22 protein-coding genes are annotated in these 20,771 nt (G+C 55.8%); 15 read left to right on the top strand and 7 right to left on the bottom strand.

Features of this window, described 5'->3' with window-relative positions:
* Positions 1-1,097: 1,097 nt before the first annotated feature.
* The 3 genes from KR100_RS16495 to KR100_RS15665 all read left to right on the top strand — a co-directional run bounded on the left by KR100_RS16495 (position 1,098) and on the right by KR100_RS15665 (position 2,307).
* Complete coding sequence (locus KR100_RS16495) at positions 1,098-1,274, top strand: hypothetical protein (RefSeq protein ID WP_156097926.1); 177 nt, start codon at positions 1,098-1,100, stop codon at positions 1,272-1,274.
* 39 nt (positions 1,275-1,313) lie between these two features.
* Positions 1,314-1,409, top strand: a complete 96-nt coding sequence (locus KR100_RS17010) for a DUF3104 domain-containing protein (protein WP_156097925.1) — start codon at positions 1,314-1,316, stop codon at positions 1,407-1,409.
* A gap of 187 nt (positions 1,410-1,596) precedes the next feature.
* A complete protein-coding gene (locus KR100_RS15665; protein ID WP_156097924.1) occupies positions 1,597-2,307 on the top strand; it encodes a hypothetical protein in 711 nt (236 codons plus the stop codon).
* Between the two features lie 173 nt (positions 2,308-2,480).
* On the opposite strand, the gene KR100_RS05400 is transcribed toward KR100_RS15665, so the two are convergent.
* From KR100_RS05400 to KR100_RS05390, 3 genes are all read right to left on the bottom strand, one after another.
* On the bottom strand, positions 2,481-2,792 hold the full coding sequence (locus KR100_RS05400) for a hypothetical protein (protein ID WP_038543835.1): 312 nt from the start codon (positions 2,790-2,792) through the stop codon (positions 2,481-2,483).
* A gap of 615 nt (positions 2,793-3,407) precedes the next feature.
* Entirely contained in the window at positions 3,408-3,605 is a 198-nt protein-coding gene (locus tag KR100_RS15660; RefSeq protein WP_156097923.1) for a hypothetical protein, read from the bottom strand.
* 786 nt (positions 3,606-4,391) lie between these two features.
* Positions 4,392-4,766, bottom strand: a complete 375-nt coding sequence (locus tag KR100_RS05390) for an AbrB family transcriptional regulator (RefSeq protein ID WP_038548030.1) — start codon at positions 4,764-4,766, stop codon at positions 4,392-4,394.
* Positions 4,767-5,366: 600 nt separating this feature from the next.
* Between KR100_RS05390 and KR100_RS05385 the strand changes: the two genes are divergently transcribed.
* A complete protein-coding gene (locus KR100_RS05385; protein WP_038543830.1) occupies positions 5,367-5,588 on the top strand; it encodes a hypothetical protein in 222 nt (73 codons plus the stop codon).
* Positions 5,589-5,882: 294 nt separating this feature from the next.
* On the opposite strand, the gene KR100_RS05380 is transcribed toward KR100_RS05385, so the two are convergent.
* On the bottom strand, positions 5,883-6,128 hold the full coding sequence (locus KR100_RS05380) for a hypothetical protein (protein WP_038543826.1): 246 nt from the start codon (positions 6,126-6,128) through the stop codon (positions 5,883-5,885).
* 1,319 nt (positions 6,129-7,447) lie between these two features.
* On the opposite strand from KR100_RS05380, the gene KR100_RS05370 reads away from it, so the two are divergent.
* The 8 genes from KR100_RS05370 to KR100_RS05335 all read left to right on the top strand — a co-directional run bounded on the left by KR100_RS05370 (position 7,448) and on the right by KR100_RS05335 (position 14,015).
* Complete coding sequence (locus tag KR100_RS05370; RefSeq protein WP_038543821.1) at positions 7,448-8,206, top strand: class I SAM-dependent methyltransferase; 759 nt, start codon at positions 7,448-7,450, stop codon at positions 8,204-8,206.
* Complete coding sequence (locus tag KR100_RS05365; protein ID WP_239420418.1) at positions 8,203-8,796, top strand: 5-formyltetrahydrofolate cyclo-ligase; 594 nt, start codon at positions 8,203-8,205, stop codon at positions 8,794-8,796. Before KR100_RS05370 ends, KR100_RS05365 begins: the two co-directional genes overlap by 4 nt.
* Positions 8,797-8,815: 19 nt before the next feature.
* The gene (locus tag KR100_RS05360) at positions 8,816-9,232 is read left to right on the top strand and encodes a hypothetical protein (RefSeq protein WP_156097922.1); all 417 of its coding nucleotides are present in this window, start codon (positions 8,816-8,818) and stop codon (positions 9,230-9,232) included.
* A complete protein-coding gene (locus tag KR100_RS05355; protein WP_038543817.1) occupies positions 9,229-9,669 on the top strand; it encodes a SufE family protein in 441 nt (146 codons plus the stop codon). Before KR100_RS05360 ends, KR100_RS05355 begins: the two co-directional genes overlap by 4 nt.
* A 37-nt stretch (positions 9,670-9,706) precedes the next feature.
* A complete protein-coding gene (locus KR100_RS05350) occupies positions 9,707-11,020 on the top strand; it encodes a homoserine dehydrogenase (protein ID WP_038543816.1) in 1,314 nt (437 codons plus the stop codon).
* 120 nt (positions 11,021-11,140) lie between these two features.
* Positions 11,141-11,395 carry a hypothetical protein gene (locus KR100_RS05345; protein WP_038548024.1) on the top strand — a complete coding sequence of 85 codons (255 nt, stop codon included), beginning with the start codon at positions 11,141-11,143 and terminating at the stop codon, positions 11,393-11,395.
* Between the two features lie 95 nt (positions 11,396-11,490).
* The gene (locus KR100_RS05340) at positions 11,491-12,996 is read left to right on the top strand and encodes an ABC transporter substrate-binding protein (RefSeq protein ID WP_038548022.1); all 1,506 of its coding nucleotides are present in this window, start codon (positions 11,491-11,493) and stop codon (positions 12,994-12,996) included.
* Positions 12,996-14,015: an ABC transporter permease gene (locus tag KR100_RS05335; RefSeq protein ID WP_038543814.1), complete on the top strand. Its 1,020-nt coding sequence runs from the start codon at positions 12,996-12,998 to the stop codon at positions 14,013-14,015. Before KR100_RS05340 ends, KR100_RS05335 begins: the two co-directional genes overlap by 1 nt.
* Here KR100_RS05335 and KR100_RS05330 read toward each other — a convergent pair.
* A complete protein-coding gene (locus KR100_RS05330; protein ID WP_369793826.1) occupies positions 14,009-15,667 on the bottom strand; it encodes an alpha/beta hydrolase in 1,659 nt (552 codons plus the stop codon). The genes KR100_RS05335 and KR100_RS05330 overlap by 7 nt on opposite strands.
* Before the next feature lie 44 nt (positions 15,668-15,711).
* Between KR100_RS05330 and KR100_RS05325 the strand changes: the two genes are divergently transcribed.
* Positions 15,712-16,890, top strand: coding sequence for an MFS transporter (locus tag KR100_RS05325; RefSeq protein ID WP_239420444.1), 1,179 nt, complete (start codon positions 15,712-15,714; stop codon positions 16,888-16,890).
* Here KR100_RS05325 and KR100_RS05320 read toward each other — a convergent pair.
* Positions 16,828-17,136, bottom strand: coding sequence for a hypothetical protein (locus KR100_RS05320; RefSeq protein WP_156097921.1), 309 nt, complete (start codon positions 17,134-17,136; stop codon positions 16,828-16,830). The two genes, KR100_RS05325 and KR100_RS05320, sit on opposite strands and share 63 nt — an antisense overlap.
* Positions 17,137-17,296: 160 nt before the next feature.
* On the opposite strand from KR100_RS05320, the gene KR100_RS05315 reads away from it, so the two are divergent.
* A complete protein-coding gene (locus tag KR100_RS05315; protein ID WP_038543808.1) occupies positions 17,297-18,409 on the top strand; it encodes a hypothetical protein in 1,113 nt (370 codons plus the stop codon).
* Between the two features lie 24 nt (positions 18,410-18,433).
* Here KR100_RS05315 and ychF read toward each other — a convergent pair whose 3' ends face one another.
* Positions 18,434-19,525 (bottom strand): redox-regulated ATPase YchF, encoded by a 1,092-nt coding sequence (gene ychF, locus KR100_RS05310; protein WP_038543806.1) that lies wholly within the window; start codon positions 19,523-19,525, stop codon positions 18,434-18,436.
* A gap of 52 nt (positions 19,526-19,577) precedes the next feature.
* Between ychF and KR100_RS05305 the strand changes: the two genes are divergently transcribed.
* Positions 19,578-20,753, top strand: coding sequence for an efflux RND transporter periplasmic adaptor subunit (locus KR100_RS05305; RefSeq protein ID WP_038543804.1), 1,176 nt, complete (start codon positions 19,578-19,580; stop codon positions 20,751-20,753).
* Positions 20,754-20,771 lie beyond the last annotated feature (18 nt).

Here is a 20,771-nt window from a genome sequence, read left to right as displayed (position 1 = left end):
GCAAGTGTTCAGTCTCCGCCTTTAAACCCTTTCTCTTTTTCGCGTTACAGACGTAGAAATCCTCAAAAGTAACTTGTCTACAGTCGACTTCCCTTCCCCTGTAGGCCAATACCTAAATCCATTGTTTGACACGACATTGTCGTCAACGGCAATCAGGAACGACAAAGTGATTTGTCCTGTTTTCACATCAGCAACTCGCCAGGTAAGTCGCGCTCCGCTCTCCATCATCCCCCAGCCGGAATTCCAAGTGGTGCCCTTACCCTCTTCCACTGCCTCTTCAACCGCAAGCGACGGCGAGGCCAGCAGCAGCAATGAGGCCAATCCAGAGAGCAGACACTTCATCGGGGCACGACGCGCTTCCCTCGGTAAAGACAAAAAATATGCGCTTGCATCCTGAGACTTATACACTCACTGAATGCAAGCGATAAGAGCAGTGATTGACATCCGTCATTAAATTGTTAGCCTCTTCTTATCTCCTCGTAACACGTTCACAATGGACTTTCCAAAGTGGTTCGCAAACATCCTGAACCGAAATGCTCGTCCAGATCAAGAGACCCAGACGGACATCATTCCTGAACCACCGGCTTTGAAAATCGTTCAGGAAGCTACAGCCATGACGATTGATACTTCCACGGTCTTCACTGGCCCAAAGGGAGGCAAGTACCGACTCAATTCAAAAGGGAAGAAGGTTTACTTGAGCGCCTAAGACTAGCACTCAATGAACTGCAAGATGCAAAGACTTGAAATAAAAATGAAGCGTCTTCCTGATAGCTATTCAGTGCAAGGCATCCAAGATTGACGAATTCATTAGCAAGAAAGCCCGCCCACCCAAGAGACGGACATTGTGGCGATTACGGCAATGGTGTTTTTACGTGGAGTTGTCCCTTGAATTCGCAACTTGCAGATCAAACACTCAGCTGTGCCTCAGGGTGGATCTAACGAGTGGCTTTTAACTTTCACGGCACAGGCCATCAACAACTGACCCCGGAAGCAATGTCCTCCTCGCCTGGGTTTTTAATGACCTGAGAACATCCGGGAACACGTCCTGCTCGTCCAAAGATGGGCGTCGAGTTCGTGTAACCCAAGAAATCACTGGTGTGATTGCTTGGAGGAACGAGCGTCAGCGCCCCGAACTGCTGATTCTTGAGCAGCGTTCATTGCCTGACGGCATCGTCGAGGCGCTTGGCGATGAAGACTTCGGCATAAACGACGACGGCAATGCCAAATTCCCGCTGAAGGTTTATCGCCGAGGTACTGGGCTTGAAACCAGCTAGAGCATGCTTCCCAAAGACTCGTCACCGAGCTTGGTTTAAGTGGCTGACGTCGATACAGGAGTCATCCGCTGGGTCAACGCCGACTGCATCGAGCAAATCCTTATGCCCATCACAAGTGAGTTTGCACGCGTATGACCAAAAGAATAGTTTATTGATTAGATATCAAGGTTATTATGGAGCACTATCGCAATCATCCCTGATGCTTGTTGAAGCGATTGCTGTCGTGCCTATTGTGACAGCCCTGAGCTGAGATATTCGGTCGGATAAATTATTTTTAGACAACTCTGATCAGACCTTCCTTCCGGCACCCGATGAAGTTAATTTGGTAGCGCAAAAGATTAGCGATGAGATTCATAATCGTTGTGTAAACGCCAAGGACTATTCGGGTTGCATTCAGTTAAATAGCCCCGAATCATCTGATTCCTCAAAAAAAGCTTTCGGCTCTGGAGACAATTCAGACGGCGAGAAATGTTATTCAGATGGTTTCTGTGTGGCGAAAGCTGGGGTGGATCAGCTCGGGCTTCCAAAAGTAGTTGGCTGGGTATATAAGTATTATGCAACAAGTAATGAGGTTTTGTATATGCTCCCCCAAATGTTTCGTGTTCCCCATCAAGGGCAGCCTGATCGATACGCGGCCAGGGAGCATGTTATTCATTATTATCAACAGCCTGTAGCAGGCACATCAGGCTATTACAGAGACGCGACTCCTGCAAAAACAATATGTAGACCGAATACAACCTATACGGGTCCTGGCCCTGCGTTCAAGTGGGTCGATGGAGTACTTCATCAAAGAACAGATGGAGGTCAAACATGTACGACGACTAATCCAACAAAAGAGTTTGTGCCCGGCACCCCGGCAACTCCTGGAGGTCCACGTAAAGCTGTAGCGATTCAGGTCGTTGACTGCAAAGACAAAACCTATGCGTGGTATAAAAATGGCAAGGCAACTGATAAATGGAAAAAATGGATAGGAGAAACTAAAATCATCTGTGACGGCAGATCAGATTATAAAGTTTTGAACATACCTTTATAGACATTTTCTATACATATTTGATTTTGATTGCTTCAGTTACGTTTCATGTTAACGCAGTGATTCTACGGTCTAAGGTTAATTTCGCAATAGATTGTGAATGGTAAATCCCAATCCAAACAGTCTCGGTGGGCTTCATAGACATCAAATAACGCATGGTAGATAATGTGATTCTCTTATTCTTTGGCGAGAAGCTTCCCATCCCAGTCATCTCTCGGTTCATTGTGCCTGTACAAATATTCAGCTCCTTCAGATATACCTTTTGGCGTCAGCCAGCCGTTAGATTTTTCCTTGCAGTACTGTTCAAATTCGTACCAAATCTGAGATTTAATATTTATATACCGAACTAATGCCTCACACACTTGCTCATTGGACCAACAATGTTCCTCAAGAGCTTCCCGAGTAATCTCAGCCTTAGTAGGTTCAGCTAAAACCATGACTTGAGTCACTGAAACGAGTAGCGAACCGATCAGTGGTAGGAGTTTCATAAGAGACAACCTGCAGGGTCTAATAATCACATCTCAATCCACTGGAAACAATTTCCATTAAGCATCCTCTGGAATCTCTGGAGATTTCTTCAAATCCTTAGGTTAATTCAAGAAACAGTTTTAATTGGGCAATATTTGATGATATACTTCATCAACTTCACTCAATTCTGTAATGATTAAAAGGTATTTGCTTCTTTCACTTATTTCGGCTGGTTTGCCATTCGCTCCTGCAATCTCGCACCCTGTTACAAGCCAGGAGTACAAGTATGAAATTAATTTCGCTGAAGCCAAGACAGCGATGAGCACAATTTGCATGTATCAATTACTCGGATTTCATCATGCTGAGCGATCACAGGAATTCACAACACCATACCTAACAAATAGAGTGAACTATGGAGACCTGAAGCCAGGTGATCCTCTTCGTATCTATCAGTGGCTCAACACCCCTGACGAAACCGGACACCGGAAGCTGCCAGGTTGCCCTGGCGTTATCGATGTAGGTATTCTTGAGAAACTTTAATCACATCTCAATCCACTGGAAACAGCTTCCATTGAGCATCCTCTGGAATCTCTGGACCTGCCTTCAAATCTGCAGTGATTGCCATCGAACGACACTCACCAACGATACGCAGAGCATTGGCTGAAGTCTTCTGTCGGCAGATCATCTTTGATATCAGGATCACCATTCATGTAGGCCTTACAAATTTCATAAGGTGTGTAGTTGTCGTAAGGATCTCCGTCATCGAAAGGACTGCCTGCATGGACTGGTGCTGTTGAAAGAAGGAGTGCACCGATGATTGGGAGGAATTTCATTGTCTCAAAGCCTCGTCAAACACTGAAGCATCAATTTCTTCGCAAGAACCCTCCTCATAGCTGTAATTCCGGGTTACATTCTTGGATTTTAATATTATAGTTTCACTGCCAGACCAAGAATATGGTGGCATCAACTCTATTTTGTCTACACCGTTCAATATCGTTTCGTCATCGTCAATCCTCTATATAATAGTCATCGTTTTATTTTGAAGCGTATAGCCAAGGCTTCAGAGCGAGAATCAAGAACTGTTTTCTGCTTAAAACCAATTTTAAGGAGTGCAATATCATCAATCGTTCTATCATCTAATATTTTCTACGATTTTGATTCGGTAGTCACAATATCAGCTGAACACTTACACCTCAAATATAGATAGTCACCAGCGGCGGCCGGGGACGCCGAAAGGAGCAGTGCACCGATGAGTGAAAGGAGTTACATAAGAAACAGCCTGCGGGAACTAATGATGTCATCTCAATCCACTGGAAACAGCTTCCATTGAGCATCCTCTGGAATCTCTGGACCTGCCTTCAAATCTTCAGGCTCTTTCCAAGCCACTCGCCATTCGGGAACCCGGCAAGCCACATAGTCAAAGTGCTCGATACGAACTCCGCCGAGTCTGGCGGGGCTTCCATACCAACCACTTACCCAGCGGCTGCCGTCATTTAGACCCCCTCGAAACCAAACCCAACACGTCTCTTTACCGACCAAAGGGAGCCTTCACATGAGCACTCAGTCTGGGAGGTCCCTGCGAAAAAAGCAGGGTCACTCCCACAACGAGATTCCTTAGATCACTCCTCTCCGTCGTCTGAAGCACCACCCTCAGGAATCAGACGGATGGCTTTTTTGCCAAGCTTGATCTCAAAGTTGTCGCCTGGCTTGAGGTCCAGCATCGCCGTGTAGGCCTTGCCGATCAGCAGATTTCCATTGCCCTGAACGGTCGCCACATAGCTGAGCTTGCGACCACCTTTACCAATACCAGCAGTGCCACCTGTCGCCAGACTCACACCCTTTGCTTCCAGGAGAGCCTCATAGAAGGCTGTGAAATTCAAGCGCTCACCGCCGTCCTTCTTTGTAGAGACATAGCCACAGGCTTTAACAAGGTCAGACTTGGGGACATCACCTAAGTCTTTGACTTTGGCAAGAAGTTCGGAACCTGTAAGCATGAAAAGTAGGTAGGTCTCCTTTAATCGTGCCATACAAATTTGAAACCTGCCAATCGAAGCCTGAAACTACAGGAAAGGGGGATAGGTGGTTACATTCCCATCATTTGATTTGATATACGCCCCTTGCCCACCACTTTCGTAATGACCATAAGACACCATACCGTTGTCTTCGGTGATTTTGAAATCACAGACAGCACTGCCAGGATTGTGTTGGCAGTTAGATTTTTGATAACTGAAATTTTATGATCTGAATGCAACCTCATAACGGTTGTATCATTTTTAGGACGTTTTAGGTAACAACTCTTACTAATCTCATCTAAACATTCGTATCCAGCTCCTGCATGGCCTGACTGCAGATCGATCCGTACTGAATCCATCTGCCCATCCAGGACAATGCGTAGGTTCTGTGATGACCTGGTTTCAGCGGTGAAGAACCTCTTGAACAATCTGCTGCAGTTCAGTCTTCCAGCACGATTGTCCTGCACCCCAAATGCTGTTGAATTCACCAAACTCTCAGGCCGATCACAAGATCATCACACCCATCGAAGCATCTGGTCCAGTATTGATTAGAAGCAAAGACTGCAATCACGAAAGCAACCAGTGAAAGCAACTATCACCAAGAAGGCAGAAGACTTTGTTGCCATTGAAGGCATCAGCATGCGAATAGAGACTTTTTTATCGCACATGTGGAACTTAGGCTTTGACCCCTTGGTGGCTCAGAAAAATCTTGCACTGTTAAATACAGGGGGACAGTGGGAACTCCGCATCAATGATAAGCAGCTTAAATATCTATATCAAATGCTTAAACCCACAGGTTGGTGACAGGTCCACAGACCTTAAACCAGCCAAAAAGCGCCAAAGAGATCAAGGATTTGCCTGAACAATACGCAAAGCTCTCGGCTAGACCAATGCGTTGATTGAATCAACAAAGCCAAGACAGTTTTTCCAACAGACAAGCTGATCCGGAGCCCTCTGATGTTGATGAGCTGATCATTCACAGGGATTTCGTTGCCAATCTTTCTGCAGGATCACAACAAACCTGACTGATGAGGACGCTCGCTGAATCCTGAATCAAACCAAAGAACTTGGCATCAGAATTTTGACAAGATGGCGCACTCAGTCTTTTGACCCAGGCTTGAGCAAAGGCTTGACGTCTTCAGATCTGGCGGCCGAGGCCTCATTCATGGGGCCGAAGCGGCTGTCGAGCCAGCGGGAGAAGATATAAATAGCGACAAACATCGGTGTATAGATCAACCACATATTGCCGTATTCAAGCCCACTGTTGTTAACCAGAACCAGCGCAAGATAACTTAGAATTACATAAATCAGGATACGTCGTGCTGCCGGAATTTTTTTGAACATCACATTCTGAATCTCACCATTAAATTAGCACGACTTTTGATCATGGCATTGCAACCAGTCACCATCCGGCTTGATTCGTCTGAAGAGACGCCTGATCAAACAATCCGGTTTTTCAATCCTGATGACACACGTTCAATGTGATTTGCTTGATTGTCATTGCATCAAGAAGCTCACGACAGCAACACCTCGACAGACGTCACCACGATCTTGACCACAGGCTGCAGTAGCTGAACGGGCGAAGATGAGCAGCAATGAGATGTTTCAACCACGATGCACGGTCAGATTGATCAGAGGATCAGTTTCAACTGATTCATACGATTCAGGCTTGGCTCCTTCAATGAGTTTGTCGTTGTGTCGGGCAAACAGCCTGCATCCAGCCTGATGCGTCATCGTCCCTGGTCGTCAGTCGGCAGACGATGGTCTACCGCGGGGATGCCCTCCATGGGCTGCGGATCCTCCCTGTGAAGTCGCACCTGATGCTTCATTCCGCTCCACGTCTGGGCGTCTCGATCTTCAAACCAGAGCCTGAGGCATTGTCTTTGCGACTGTGCTGCCTCAAACGGGAGTCAAGAATTTAAACTGTTGACCTGAGTGAACATTCGAGGGCCATGAATTACCCACTGCTCATCACAAGTCTGATCATTCAATCTGTACTTGTCATCGCTTCTCCACGAGCCGTACATTCACAATCGTATTGCATTGATGAAGCAAACGAACGAATGAAGTGCACAATTACACCGATTACTGATGCTATCTTTGCAGTTACATACCCAGATCGTGAGAACCAAAATCACTACGCAGAAATCATCAACGAGGCGCCGGATGGAAGCTGCAACGTCACCTTTATCGACAATGAAACTTATGAGAGCTTCCATTATCAAACAGACCAAATGAAGTGCTCAAGAAAGGGGAGTCAATACATCACGGATATCGACGGCGTACGATTCATCTACGTTTTCCGATAACCACCGTTTCCAATCCTGTAGAACAGGAGTTTCCCTCAATCGATCTTCAAACCATCTCTCAGAAACACCTTCCCAGGAACCCTCAGCCCCGTAGAGGCTTGTTTGGCGGGCATGCACTGTCGACAGCATCTCAACGTTCGCAATCAGCTGACTCGACAACATCCAGTAAAAAGGGTTGAACATCAATCGTCTAACGAATCAATCACTGCAGCGATAAGCAGCTGAAACCTCGACCACTGCTATCGATCCATTGTCTTCTCCATTAACCGAACAGATGTGCTAGCCGATCATTCAACTAGGTGCTTACAGTGAAGAAAATCATTCGGCTTCGGCTGGGATCGTCTGGTTTCAGTGATGAGCGGCAGACCTCGCCACGGTTGGTTCGAGGCTGTCGCGGATTCATATCGAAGCTGCCGCCCTGGCTATCCCCGTGCCCTGTTCCGTTGGCTGGCGGATCAGGCTCCAGGCCGTAAGTGCTGCTGGGACGCAGCCTGTGGAAGCGGCCAGGCAAGCGTTGGCCTCGCCGCTGAATTTGACCGGGTGGTGGCAACCGACCTCAGTCCAGCCCAGATCGCTGCGGCACCTGCCCACAGCCGCATTCACTACCGGGTGGCACCCGCTGAACACAGTGGCCTCCAGACCTCGAGTCTTGAAGCCGTGGTGGTGGCTGCGGCAATCCACTGGATCGATGTTCCGCGCTTCAACAAGGAGGTGATCCGGGTGCTGAAGCCTGGCGGAGTGCTGGCATGGCTGGGCTACGACCCGCTGCAGGGGGCACCCGAGCCTTTGCAGCACTGGCTGGATGCGCTGTATTACGAGCGTCTGCAGGGGTTATGGCCAGCCGAACGCGTCCACGTGGACAAGCGTTATGCCGATCTGCCCTTTCCAGGGTCAAGCCAAAAGGTTCCCGATGACCTGCGCATTGAGCTGAACTGGACAGCGAAACAACTGCTGGGTTTCATCAGGACCTGGTCGGCTCTGCGCAGCAACGACCATCAATGCCAGGACCTGATGGCCACTTTCCAGCAGGAGCTCGAAGCGCTCTGGCCACCGGATCAGAAGCAGCTGCCGCTGCATCTGCCTTTGATGGGGCGCTGGGGCCTGCTGGAGTGAACGAAGACCCTTTCCAGAAACGGATCCTGCGGCGCCATTTCCGCACTCTCCGCCAGCAGCGGAATGACGAGACCATTCGCGCGGAGCTGCTGAATTGGCTGCTTCCATCCAGGGGCAACGGACGATTACGCACGGGAGCTGGCCTTCTTGGTCTCTACTGGCCGCTGCCCGGCGAACCGGATCTGATACCCCTCCTGCCGAAACTGCGGGCATTGGACTTGGCGTTGCCCTGCAGCGATGGACAGGGGGGACTGAGCTATCGCCCCTGGGACGGCAGGCCACTGGAGGGGCGCGACGGTTGCGGCATCCCTGCACCTGTCGACGAACCCCCACTGAAGCCCGAACAACTTCAACTGCTGATCGTTCCAGCCCTGGCTGTGGACAAGACTGGGATTCGCCTCGGCTATGGCGGTGGCTACTACGACCGCCTGCGCTCCAGACAGGACTGGACGAATGTGCCGGCCTGGGTCGTCTTGCCCAAAACCTGCGTCAGCCAGGAGCTGCTGCCGCGGGACCCATGGGATATCCCGTTCAACGGCTGGATCAGCGAACAGGGGCCTGGCCTGATCGGGTCTTCATCCGCATCATGAGCCTCCAGGCCTCCAACTGATGCGTCTCTTCCTTGCCGCGGTTCTGCTCACGGTCGCTGCAGCACCACCGCTTCGGGCCCATCAGATCGAAAGCGCACTCCACTATCTCGATGGTGATCTTGAACTGAGCAGCCGGTTTTCCAACGGAGAGCCTGCGGCCGGGGCTGTCATTCGTCTTCTGCAAGCGGACGGGACACCTGGTGAGGAGCTCGGCAGAACCGATGCGGCCGGTCAGATCAGGCTTGATCTCGATGGCGTGAAAGATGGTCGCTACGACCTTCAGGTGGATGGCGGCCCTGGCCATCGCGACTACCTCGAGGTCCCGATCCAGGCCGGCAGGGTGAACCTGGATGAGGTTGTCCAGAGTCCTCTTGTGCTGGTCCTCGTCGGGCTGCTGGTTAGCGTGCAGCGCCGAAGGAACCACCCCAAGGCATGACCCCCGGCACCGGCAGTGAGGCCCTCGATCGCATGGTGGAGCGTCTCGGCGGAACGGCGGATCCCAAACGCCGCTACGAGTACGTCCTCTGGCTCGCCAAGAAACTCGATCCGCTGCCGCAGGATCAACAGACCGACGACATCAAGGTGCGTGGCTGTGTCTCACAGGTGTTTGTGCGGGGAGATCTGAGCAACGGCGTGATGCATTGGAAAGGTGATTCCGATGCCCTGATCACCAAGGGACTCCTGGCTCTTTTGATCCAGGGGCTCAACGGGCTGACACCCCGAGAGGTGCAGGCGATTGATCCTGCCTTCATCGCAGCAACCGGGCTTCAGGCCAGCCTCACCCCCTCTCGTGCCAATGGCTTTCTGAACATCCTGAAAACCATGCAGAACCAGGCCAGAACGCTGGAGGCCGAACCAACGGCCGATTCATAGAGTCGGACGGTTGTTGTGTGTTGACGGAACTGCAGGAATGGGTTCGAGGATCGGCGTAGGGCTGCTTGGCCTGGGCACGGTGGGTGGTGGCGTGGCATCGATCCTGCTGTCCCCCGCTGAACGGCATCCGCTGGTCTCAGACCTCGATCTGGTTCGCGTGGCCGTCCGCGACCTCGAGCGACCAAGGCCGGTTGACCTGCCAGCAGATCTGCTCACGACAGATCCTCAGGCCGTCGTGAATGATCCCAGTGTGGATGTGGTCGTGGAGGTCATCGGAGGGATCGAACCGGCGCGCAGCCTGATCCTGCAAGCCATCGGCAACGGCAAATCCATCGTCACGGCCAACAAGGCGGTGATCGCACGTCACGGTCGCGAAATTGCCGATGCCGCAGCAGCTGCCGGCGTGTATGTGCTGATTGAGGCCGCTGTCGGGGGCGGCATCCCGATCATCGAACCGTTGAAACAGTCCCTTGGGGGGAACCGGATCAACCGCGTCAGCGGAATCATCAACGGCACCACCAACTACATCCTCACGCGGATGGCCAATGAGGGTGTGGCCTATGCCGAGGTGCTGGCTGAGGCTCAGCGTCTCGGTTACGCCGAAGCCGATCCTGCAGCCGATGTGGACGGTCTTGATGCTGCCGACAAGATCGCGATCCTGGCTGCTCTGGCCTTTGGGGGCGCCATCGATCGAAGTGGCGTTCCCACCGAGGGAATCAGCCGGCTGCAGGGTCGCGATGTGGAGTACGCCTCCAAATTGGGATATGGCGTCAAGCTCCTGGCAGTGGCGGAACGGATGTCCGGCGATGACGCCTCCGACGTCCTGCCCCTGTCCCTTCGGGTTCAACCCACCCTGGTGCCAACCGACCATCCTCTGGCTGGAGTCAATGGTGTGAACAACGCCATCCTTGTGGAAGGGGACCCCATCGGTCGTGTGATGTTCTATGGCCCGGGTGCGGGGACAGGTCCGACCGCGTCCGCCGTGGTGGCGGACATCCTCAACATTGCTGGGGTTCGCCAAGCCAGTGAATCCGCTGGCCGCCTGGACCCGCTGCTGGCCGCAGACAGCTGGCGTCAATGCAGGCTTGTCGATCCTGGAGAGGTGCGTCAGAAGCACTATGTCCGATTCCACACAAGCGATACTCCCGGTGTCATCGGAAGGATCGGCAGCTGCTTCGGTGACCGCGTTGTTTCAATTCAATCAATCATTCAGTTCAACGCGACCGAAGCAGGCGCGGAAATCGTGGTGATCACTCATGAGGTGAGCCAGAAACAAATGGACGATGCCTTGCAGGAAATTCAATCCATGCCTGAAATTTCCGGCCTTGCGGCCCATCTGGGCTGCCTCTGAACAGCGAAAACAAGCCAATCAACACCTGCAGGGGCTGGCAAACACCCCAGTGGATGCTTCAGAGTGTCAAGATCTTCCTCAAATTCAGAACGGTTTTTCCGTTCTGTGCTCGGAACGTTCATGTCGAACGCCATCACAACCGAAGCCAGCCAAGGCTGCAGTCTTTCGGACCATCCGCACACCATGACTGTGAACCAGGGTGACCGTGTCAACCTGCTGGGTGATGATCAGAAGAGCGTGGACAACGACACTTACCAGGTGATCGGCGTCGATGAAGAGCACGATCGCTGCTGGGTGCGTCGCTGGCCGCTGGAGGCGAAGGGATCACCCGTGTTTGAGATCTCCTTCAACCAGATCTCGACGATCGGCTGTTAAATAGCTGCCGAGCGGATCGGACGACTGGCGTGCTGCATCGGACCGGGATCCACCTCCTGACCGTCATTGGCCTCTGCATCAGCCAGGCCGCCTGCATGGCCCCGCGCTGGGACAGCCGCCTGACTGTTGCGTCCGCCGGCCGCATCAGCTCACTCGATCCATCCCAGGCCAACGGCGGCAGCACCATCCAGTTGCTCAGCGCTCTGGGTGATCCTCTCTACGCACTGGATTCCAACGGTCAACTTGAACCACGACTGGCGTCGACATTGCCCCGGATCAGTGCTGATGGACGCACCGTCACGATTCCGCTGCGCCGGGACGTTCTGTTCCACGACGGCACCCGTTTCAATGCAGAGGCGATGGCCTTCAGCCTGCGCCGATTCCTGAGCATTGGAACCCTCAGCTATGTCGTTGGCGACAGGATCGCTTCGATCGAGGTGGAGGATCCCTACACCCTGCGCCTCAACCTCAACCGACGCTCCACGTCCCTGGAAGGTCTGCTGACCTCACTGAACCTGACGCCGATTTCACCGACGGCTTACAGCGAGCATCAGGACCGATTCCTGCATGACCGGTTCGTCGGCACCGGTCCATACCGCCTCACCAGTTTCAGTGAACACCAGCAACGGCTGGAACCCTTTGATCGCTACTGGGGACAGCCTCCGAGCAACGACGGACTCGACCTGATCACGCTGAGTAACTCCACAGCCCTCTATGGAGCCCTGCGCAGTGGCGAGGTGGATGTTCTTCTGTCCGCCTCGATTGACGAAGACCAGCGTCACGCCCTCCATGAAATGGCTAAGACCGGTGCCTTGCATGAGGGGATCGGCCCTGCCACCGGCATCGGCTACATCACCCTGCTCAGCAACGCCGAGCCCTTGAAGGACCAACGCCTGCGCCGCGCTCTGGCCCTCAGCCTCAACCGGGAGGAAATCAGCACACGCGTGAGTTACGGACTGAGAACACCACTAAGGTCCCTCGTTCCCCCAGGCCTGCCTGGCGGCGATCAGCCCAGCTGGCCAAGCCACGATCCACAAGCTGCCAGACGGCTGCTGAGCCAGGCGGGATACTGCGGCGACAAGTTGCTCACGATCCCGCTGACCTTCCGCTCCAACGTTCCCGCCGACAAACTTCTGGCTCTGACATGGCAGGCCCAGGTCCAGCGCGACCTCGACGACTGTCTCGTGCTCAACCTTGATGGGGTGGAATCAACCACCATCTACCGACAGCTCGACAAAGGTGCCTACAAGTCGGTCATCCTCGACTGGAGCGGCCAGTATCCCGACCCTGAGGCCTATCTCACACCGTTGCTGAGCTGCGTCTCCTCGGAAGGGAACATCTGTCAGGACGGCGAAGCCGCCATCAGTGGCAGCTTCTGGTCGGCGCCAGGGCTGGAACAGTCACTGAAGGCCAGCGATGCCTTGCGGGGTCCGGCACGCCTGGAACCGTTGCAAACGGTGGAGGAGATGACGGCAAAAGGATCTGCCTACATCCCGGTCTGGCTTGAAGCACCACGAGCGTGGGGGCAAACCAACCTGAGCACGCCTGAATTTGATGGCAGCGGCAGAGTTCTTCTGCACCAGCTCAGAAGAGACGGCTGATGGGACGCGCTCGCGAGCTTCTCCGCTACAGCGCCACGCGGCTCGGGCTCGCTCCCGTGATGCTCTGGCTGATCGCCACGCTGGTGTTTCTGCTTCTGAGAGTGGCCCCGGGTGATCCCGTGGATGCCGTGCTGGGCAGCCGGGCTCCGGCAGCGGCCAAGGCTGCCATGCGGGCCCGACTGGGCCTGGATCAGTCTTTGCTGGATCAGTACCTCGGCTATCTCCGGGGTCTCCTCCATGGAGATCTTGGCCAGGCTCTGATCAACCAAGAGCCGGTGCAAACAATCATCGGGCGCACCTTGCCAGCCAGCCTGGAACTGAGTGTGATCGCGTTGATCGCAGCCGCAGTGATCGGCCTGAGCATCGGCTTCAGCGGAATCGCCCGCCCGGAAGGGAAGCTGGATCTCTCAGGCCGCCTATACGGACTCGGAACCTACGCCTTGCCACCGTTCTGGGTTGCCATGCTGGTTCAGCTCCTGTTCGCAGTCAGCCTTGGATGGTTGCCGGTGGGAGGTCGATTCCCTCCCAGCCTGTTACCACCGGAAGGAAGCGGGTTCTATCTCTTCGACAGCATCCGCAGCGCCGACTGGCTGGCCCTGCGAGGCGCCATTCGCCATCTGATCCTTCCGGCCGGAACACTCGCCCTGCTGCTGAGTGGAACCTTCACCACGGCTCTGCGACTGAACCTGCGACGAACCCTGAGGAGTGACTACGTCGAGGCAGCACGCAGCCGTGGCCTGAGCGAGCGACTGGTGGTGCTCCGTCACGGTCTTCCCAATGCCTTGCTGCCGGTCCTCACCATCGCTGGCATCACAGTGGCGTCTTTGATTGGCGGCGCCCTGCTGATCGAAGTGACCTTCTCCTGGCCGGGCATTGCCCTGCGCCTGCAGGAAGCGATCAACCAGCGTGACTACCCCGTTGTTCAGGGGATCGTCGTGGTGATCGCAGCGCTGGTGGTGCTGGTCAGCGTTGCTGTGGATCTGCTGGTGGCCGCACTCGATCCAAGAATCCGCTACTGACTCTGCTGAACAAACCCCCTGGCGTCGTCGCGGTTCAGGCGATGCCATCGAATTGAATCGGCCTGGAGATGCTCTGACGCTCCCATGGGTTCAGACCTCTCCACCTGCCTGAGGAAGGTGATCAGTTCCCTGATCATCAACTGCTGAACCAGCAGGGGCTGGACGCCGACCAGTTCCTCACTCAGCTTGAACAGGTCATTGGCGTTGGCCGCCCCTTGTTGTCCCTCCACCCGTATGGGAGAGAAGTGACTGGCGCCCTCCACAATCACGGCCCGACTGGCTGGATGAGATCCCAGTGCATCCAGAAGGTCGAGCTGCTCATTGAGCGGCGGCGTGATGAGATCGAGCGTGCCGCCGATCAGAAGCAACGGCTGCCTCATGGAGATCGCGCGAGATGACGGCCAGATCAGGCTGCCGAAACTGTTGAGGCCCACGATCGCCTGCACGGATGGGATCGGAGGCGGGGGCTTCAAGACGCCTGCTGCCGCCAACTCACACTGCAGCAGCAACGAGAGGTTGGTCAGCGGCAGGTCCCCCAGCGCCTCGCTGCAGCGGTCGGACAACCCATCCGCTGGGGAAATCCCTGTGGCCAGAAGCGCCGTGAGTGCGCCCAGGGAATGACCGATCAAGACCACCCTTTGACCGGGGATGGCCAAAGCACCGGAGCGCTGAGAGCGGATCACCACGTTCATGTCCTGCACTCTCTGACGGAGCGCCTCGGCCCCCCTGAACGGTTGACGTCCCTCCAGAAGCGCTTGAACTGCGGCGGCATCACTACCGGGATGCTCCAGGACAGCCACAGGCCAGCCCTGCTCAACAAGGGCTCTGGCCAACCAGTGAAAATGCTCGGGGTCCCCTCCCAGGCCAGGCATCAGCAGCACCCAGACACCATCGGATGTTTCAGGGCGTTTCGTGGGCATCAAGCGCTGAACCCTGAGTCCCCCGGGCCGGTGGGCAGCAGGCAACCGCAGGGTGCTCATGGTGCTTCCGGAGGCCGTCTCGGTCTCCCGATCAAGCGGCCACTTGATCGACGACGAGCTCGCCAGATTGGAGGTCAGTCGCTGATGTCGCTCCATCTGCCGGCGCCAGCGGGAAGCCGCCAACACCAGAGCGTCGAGATCCAGCCGCAACCGTTCACTGGGCAGGGCCTCAAGCAGATCCAACGTTGAAACAATCTTCTGGCGACGCAGCAACGCCTCGAGCGTGGCCAGCACTTCTTCACTGCTGACCGGGCGGCTCCCCTCCACGCGAATCAACTCACGCAAAGCATCGAGCAATGGCCCAGCGGCCCAGCTGCGGAGGATCTGCTGACCAAGACTGCGTTGGGTGAGAACCGGTGCCTCCAGAAGGCGCATCAGACCAGCCCTGCTGTCCTCATCCAGCAGCTTCAGCCAGGTGTTCAACTCGGACCGGCTTCTCCCTCCAGATCGAACCCAGGCGCCAAGCTCGCTCACCTTCACAGGAAGCACCACAGCATCGATCTCAACTTCCAGGCGCTCAGCTGCCCTGGACGGCCACGATCCTGCGTTCAGGACCAGCAGACTGCTCAGCAGCCCCATTGCCAGTTGTCGTCCTGCTGAGCGTCCGCGCAAGAATTCCCGAGCCTCTGCGGTGGTGGAACCAGTTTCCACCAGGCCTGAGGAATGTGACACGGCTCCGGTTGCTGGCCTCAATCGGTGCCGGAGGCGTGGTGTTCATGACGCCCATGGTCTTCCACGCCATCGACTTCTCTGCCAGCCAGGTCGGCAGTGGCCTGGCTCTCTCCGCCCTTGTCGGCACGGTTGTGCGGCTGCTGAGCGGAGCCCTTCTCGATCGCGGCTTGTCCTGTTCCTGGCCGATCAGATTCACGACCATCCTGGCCGTGCTGGCCGACATCACCCTCTTCAGGGCTGACAGTTACGGCGGTTTTGTCGCTGGTGAGATTCTGCTGGGATCAGCAGCCGGTCTGTACTGGCCCGCGATTGAACTGGCGGTGCCGCTCAGCTGTGGGGCGGTGCCATCCGGAAGGGGATACGCCCTGGTGAGAAGTTCTGATGCTCTCGGTTTCGGGATTGGCGCCCTGATCGGCTCACTCTGCGCCTGGCTGGGAACGCTGCGACTGATCTACGGGGTCGAAGCGATCTGCATGATTGCAGTCCTGGTGTTGATCAGCCTGAACCCTCTGCTGGATGAGCGCAGCAGCACTGCGGAAGCGCGACAGAGACAGACCCCGGAACCGCGCCTCAAGCCAACGTGGTTGCTGCCACTTCTTCCGGTGCTTGCGATCAGCATCATGGCGACTGGAATCCTCTCCCTCGAACAGAGCGCCTTACCGATCGATCTTGTGCGTGGCGGACTCGAACGACCTGGCCTGAGTGAAACGTCCAGCGGCGGGCTCATCGCCCTCCAGCTGTCATTGCTGGTGATCCTGCAGTGGCCAGTCGGACGCTGGCTGGCAGAGCGCAGCGTCGGTTTCGGCCTCGGCCTCAGCCTGTCCAGCTTCAGTCTGGCCTGCCTCTTGCTTGGTGTCTCGGCGCTGACGTCCTCTGGAACCACCTTGGTCGTGCTGGCCTTGCTGCCGATGGCTCTTGCTCAGGCCGCTTTTCTGCCGACAGCGACGGAAGCGGTGATCGAGGAAACCCCTCCCCAGCATCGAGGCTTTGCCATGGCGTTGTTTTCCCAGTGCTTCGCCATCAGCGCCGTGGTTGCTCCCCTGCTGGGCGGAGCACTTCTGGACCAACAGGGTCACGGCCTCCTGCTCTGGCTGGGCATGGCGGTGGCCTGTCTGGCCATGCTCCCAACGGCGTACCAACTCAGGCCGCGCTTTGACAGTTCAGGGAGCCGGGAACATCTTGTCGATGCTGTGGCAGGGAATCCAGGCCCGCTCGGGGGATAGAGGCTTGCCCTGACGATCGAACAGGTTGTAGAGGCAGAACGTGTCCTTTTGCTCGAGAGCCGGGCCCTCCACGATCGTCTCGATCGCTTCAATCGAGAGACGATCGGCCGCCTTGTAGCTGGGCTTGCTGGCAAACACCGTTCCGGGACGGACCGTGAACATCAGAGCCTCGGCAACGGGAGGCAGAAGCAAGCCCATCGATACTGAACCGATGGCGCACCAGATCACCTGATTCCAGCGAACCATCTCTGTTCGACCCATCGATCGGCCGACCTTACCTGTGACGCCACCAGTGCGAGCAAAACAACAGTGAGCAGAAGGACAGCCTCCGGGACGAACTGAATGAGAAGCACCGAGGCAGCGTGCTAAACAAATCGCTTCAACAAACCAGACCAGCACCGGATTGATGGCAGCGAGACTCGTCATTCACGCCGGCACGCATAAAACAGCCTCCACGTATATCCAGGATCGTCTTTTTCAGAATCAAACCAAACTCAACGAGCAAGGGTTTATCTATGACTATCCAAAGGGGTCAAAGACGTTCAAAGTGCTCGCCCGTGACCTTTGCAATGGCAACTGGAATCCGCTTAAAGTACACCTCAATTCACACAAAGATAAAGGCAAGAATTTACTGATCAGCGCCGAGCAATTTGCGGTTCCCTTAAACGATCCGAAGACACTCAAAACCCTTCAGCGACTTGCTCAAAAGAAGGGCTTCGAACTCGAGATTGTCATTTTCATTCGCACACAACTTGATTACATCAACTCAAGATACACATACTCACTCAGACGTTTTTATCACAGCCAGACATTTGAAGATTTTCTGGAAGCAGCCATCATCGGACGCCTGCCAGGAGAAAGCCATGAGCGCGGAGAGATTGAGAAACGAGGTGATTTATTCGATTTCTGGAGCCATTTCCAACCACTTCTGAATGCCAGAAAAAAGGGGTTGAAGCTTCAATTCATTCCCTTCAGGCAGAACAATCAGGATCCTTTTGATCAATTTCTAGAGGAACTCGGCCTCCCCACCAACAAATCCTGGAAACGTGGGAGCCAACGCTCTTACAACCGCAGCCCGGGAATTCGCGGCGTCTGGCTGTCGCGCTTGCTGAGCCAAAAGCTCCAGGGGCAGGGCATCAGTCACCGCCGTATCGAAGGCTCCTCCAAGATCATCCTCAAGGAGGAAGCCTGGAGAGGCTGGAGCGATCCCTCGTTCTGGGGATTTAACCGACCGCTGGCCCGCTCCACCTATGCGCACTTCCAGGCCCACAACCAGCGCTTCGCCAAGGAGGTCTGGGGGTGCCGCTGGGACAAGGCCTTCCCAAACGACAAGCAGCTCCTGGAACGCAAGCGATGCCGCTACCGACCGACGTCCCTGAACGAAGAACTCAGGATGCACGCCATCGCCGATCATCTCGTTCGCATGATTGAGCATCGTTGCCACCCTCAGCCCTGGCATCTGATCAGCGACTCCGTCGAAAGGATGCTGTCAAGAATTCAGCCGACACTGGTTGGCTGAAGGACATTCATGCCCATCCCCCGGCTAGACGTTGAACAGGAACTCCATCACATCCCCCTCTTCGACGAGGTAGTCCTTCCCTTCGCTGCGCAACCAGCCCTTGTTTCGAGCCTCTGAAAGTGAGCCGGCATTGAGGAGTTTCTCCCAGCCGATGGTTTGGGCACGTATGAAGCCCCGTTCGAAATCGGTGTGAATCACCCCGGCGGCCTGGGGTGCCGTCATGCCGGCCTTGAAGGTCCAGGCACGGGTCTCCTTCTCACCGGTCGTGAAATAGGTGCGCAGACCAAGCAAGCGATACGTCGCCTGGATCAGGCTCTGCAGCCCGCCTTCACTGACTCCGAGACCTTCGAGGTAATCGCTGCGCTCGTCGTCCCCCAGCTCAATCAGCTCCGCTTCCACCTGCGCTGAGATCCGCACTGTCTCAGCCGCTTCCTTGGCTGCCAGATCGCTCACCTCCTCGCAGTAGCCGTTGCCCTCGGCGAGCTCTTCCTCGCTGACATTGGTGGCGTAAATGATCGGCTTGGCCGTCAACAACCCGAGGGGGCGAAGCATCGCTGCCTCCTCGGGGCTGAGATCAACGCTGCGCGCAGCTCCGCCCTGCTCGAGGACCTGCAGAATCCTCTCAAGAGCTGCATCTTCTACCTGGGCCTCCTTGCTGGTGCGCATCTGTTTCTTCAGCCGCTCCCGTCGTTTTTCGATCTGGGCCAGATCAGCCAGGCCCAGCTCAAGATTGATCACCTCGGCATCGCGGGTCGGGCCGATGGAGCCTGAGACATGGATCACATCGTCATCATCGAAACAACGAATCACATGGACGATGGCGTCCACCTCACGGATGTTGGCGAGAAACTTGTTGCCAAGGCCTTCCCCCTGGCTCGCACCCTTCACAAGGCCTGCGATATCCACGAACTCCATCCGCGTGGGAATCGTGTTCTGACTGTTGCTGAGCCTGGTGAGCTGATCGAGGCGCTCATCCGGTACCGCCACCGTCCCCACGTTGGGTTCAATCGTGCAAAAGGGGAAATTTGCAGCCTGCGCCTGGGCATTGGCGACAAGCGCGTTGAACAAGGTGGACTTGCCGACGTTGGGCAGCCCGACAATTCCAGCTTTGAGCATGGGCCGGAATCTACCGGCAGGGCGCAACAATGTTGTGAACTTTTGTGGCCCAATGGTGCGGATCGAGCAACGACCCACGTCTCCGCCCATGGAGGAGCCCCTGCTGGGATTGCCCCAGCCCAGTGCCAAACGCAGCAACCGTCGCGCGGGACTGATTGTTCTGCTTGTGGCGGTGCTCGCCGGTGGTGGCCTGTTCTGGCGGTTCGGCCCCTTACGCAACCGCTCCCGCGATCTGACCCCTTTCACCGTGGAAGCCACACGTGGGTCGCTCTCGGGGGTGGTGACTGCAAGCGGAGAGCTGAGAGCCATCCGACGCGTCAATGTGAGTCCTCGCAATCGCGGGTTGCTGGACCAGCTGCTGGTGGATGAGGGGGATGAGGTTGCAGCCGATCAGGTTCTCGCGGTCATGGATGGCGCAGACATCGTCGACCGCCTCGATGAACGACGGGCTCTGCTGCGCCAGGCTGACGCCAATTTCCGTGCCAAGCAGGACGACTTCAAACGCCGGGAGTCCCTCTTTCGCGACGGGGTTCTGAGTGCTGATGACTTCAACACCGTCCGCAGCGACATGATTGCCGCTGAAGCCCAGGTGATCGCAGCCCGGGAGCGGGTCGAGCAACTCGAAGAGGAAAGCCGTCAGCTTCTGATCCGGGCTCCGTTCCCTGGAAAGATCACGGCGCGCTACGCCGATCCAGGGGCGTTCGTCACGCCGACCACCACGGCATCCACCAACGCTGGAGCCACCAGTTCCTCCGTTGTGGAACTGTCCCAGGGGCTTGAAGCCGTGGCCCGGGTACCTGAAAGCGACATCGGACGCATCGTGATCGGGCAGGAGGCCGAGGTTCGCGTTGAAGCCTTCCCGGATGAACGTTTCAGAGCCCGCGTCTTGGAAATCGCTCCACGGGCTCAGAAGCAGGACAACGTCACGTCGTTTGAAGTCGATCTCGAGCTGATCGATCCACCCACAAAGCTCCTGATCGGGATGACCGCCGACGTCGATTTCCAGACCGGTCGCAGCCCGGCACGCACCCTGGTGCCAACCGTGGCCATCGTGACTGAGAACGGCACTCCCGGTGTGCTGCTGGTCGGAGACGACCAGCAGCCACGTTTCCAGAGCGTGGACCTGGGCAGCAGCAGTGGTGATCAGACCGCCATTCTGAAAGGCTTGCAACCCGGCACCCGCGTGTTCATCGACCTGCCCCCCTGGGCAAAGCAAGACCGCGACTGAGCCCCACCGCCTAGACCT

It is taken from the genome of Synechococcus sp. KORDI-100 (assembly GCF_000737535.1).
Lineage (GTDB): Bacteria > Cyanobacteriota > Cyanobacteriia > PCC-6307 > Cyanobiaceae > Parasynechococcus.
This window is presented reverse-complemented; position numbering and strand designations above follow the sequence as displayed.

Excerpts from the sequence above, each read along its gene's own strand:
- KR100_RS05400 (WP_038543835.1), bottom strand. The coding sequence starts at position 2,792 with ATGAAACTCCTACCACTGATCGGTTCGCTACTCGTTTCAGTGACTCAA.
- KR100_RS15660 (WP_156097923.1), bottom strand. The coding sequence starts at position 3,605 with ATGAAATTCCTCCCAATCATCGGTGCACTCCTTCTTTCAACAGCACCA.
- KR100_RS05390 (WP_038548030.1), bottom strand. The coding sequence starts at position 4,766 with ATGCTTACAGGTTCCGAACTTCTTGCCAAAGTCAAAGACTTAGGTGAT.
- KR100_RS05380 (WP_038543826.1), bottom strand. The coding sequence starts at position 6,128 with ATGTTCAAAAAAATTCCGGCAGCACGACGTATCCTGATTTATGTAATT.
- KR100_RS05370 (WP_038543821.1), top strand. The coding sequence starts at position 7,448 with ATGAGCGGCAGACCTCGCCACGGTTGGTTCGAGGCTGTCGCGGATTCA.
- KR100_RS05360 (WP_156097922.1), top strand. The coding sequence starts at position 8,816 with ATGCGTCTCTTCCTTGCCGCGGTTCTGCTCACGGTCGCTGCAGCACCA.
- KR100_RS05355 (WP_038543817.1), top strand. The coding sequence starts at position 9,229 with ATGACCCCCGGCACCGGCAGTGAGGCCCTCGATCGCATGGTGGAGCGT.
- KR100_RS05350 (WP_038543816.1), top strand. The coding sequence starts at position 9,707 with ATGGGTTCGAGGATCGGCGTAGGGCTGCTTGGCCTGGGCACGGTGGGT.
- KR100_RS05345 (WP_038548024.1), top strand. The coding sequence starts at position 11,141 with ATGTCGAACGCCATCACAACCGAAGCCAGCCAAGGCTGCAGTCTTTCG.
- KR100_RS05340 (WP_038548022.1), top strand. The coding sequence starts at position 11,491 with ATGGCCCCGCGCTGGGACAGCCGCCTGACTGTTGCGTCCGCCGGCCGC.
- KR100_RS05335 (WP_038543814.1), top strand. The coding sequence starts at position 12,996 with ATGGGACGCGCTCGCGAGCTTCTCCGCTACAGCGCCACGCGGCTCGGG.
- KR100_RS05325 (WP_239420444.1), top strand. The coding sequence starts at position 15,712 with ATGACGCCCATGGTCTTCCACGCCATCGACTTCTCTGCCAGCCAGGTC.
- KR100_RS05320 (WP_156097921.1), bottom strand. The coding sequence starts at position 17,136 with ATGGTTCGCTGGAATCAGGTGATCTGGTGCGCCATCGGTTCAGTATCG.
- KR100_RS05315 (WP_038543808.1), top strand. The coding sequence starts at position 17,297 with ATGGCAGCGAGACTCGTCATTCACGCCGGCACGCATAAAACAGCCTCC.
- ychF (WP_038543806.1), bottom strand. The coding sequence starts at position 19,525 with ATGCTCAAAGCTGGAATTGTCGGGCTGCCCAACGTCGGCAAGTCCACC.
- KR100_RS05305 (WP_038543804.1), top strand. The coding sequence starts at position 19,578 with ATGGTGCGGATCGAGCAACGACCCACGTCTCCGCCCATGGAGGAGCCC.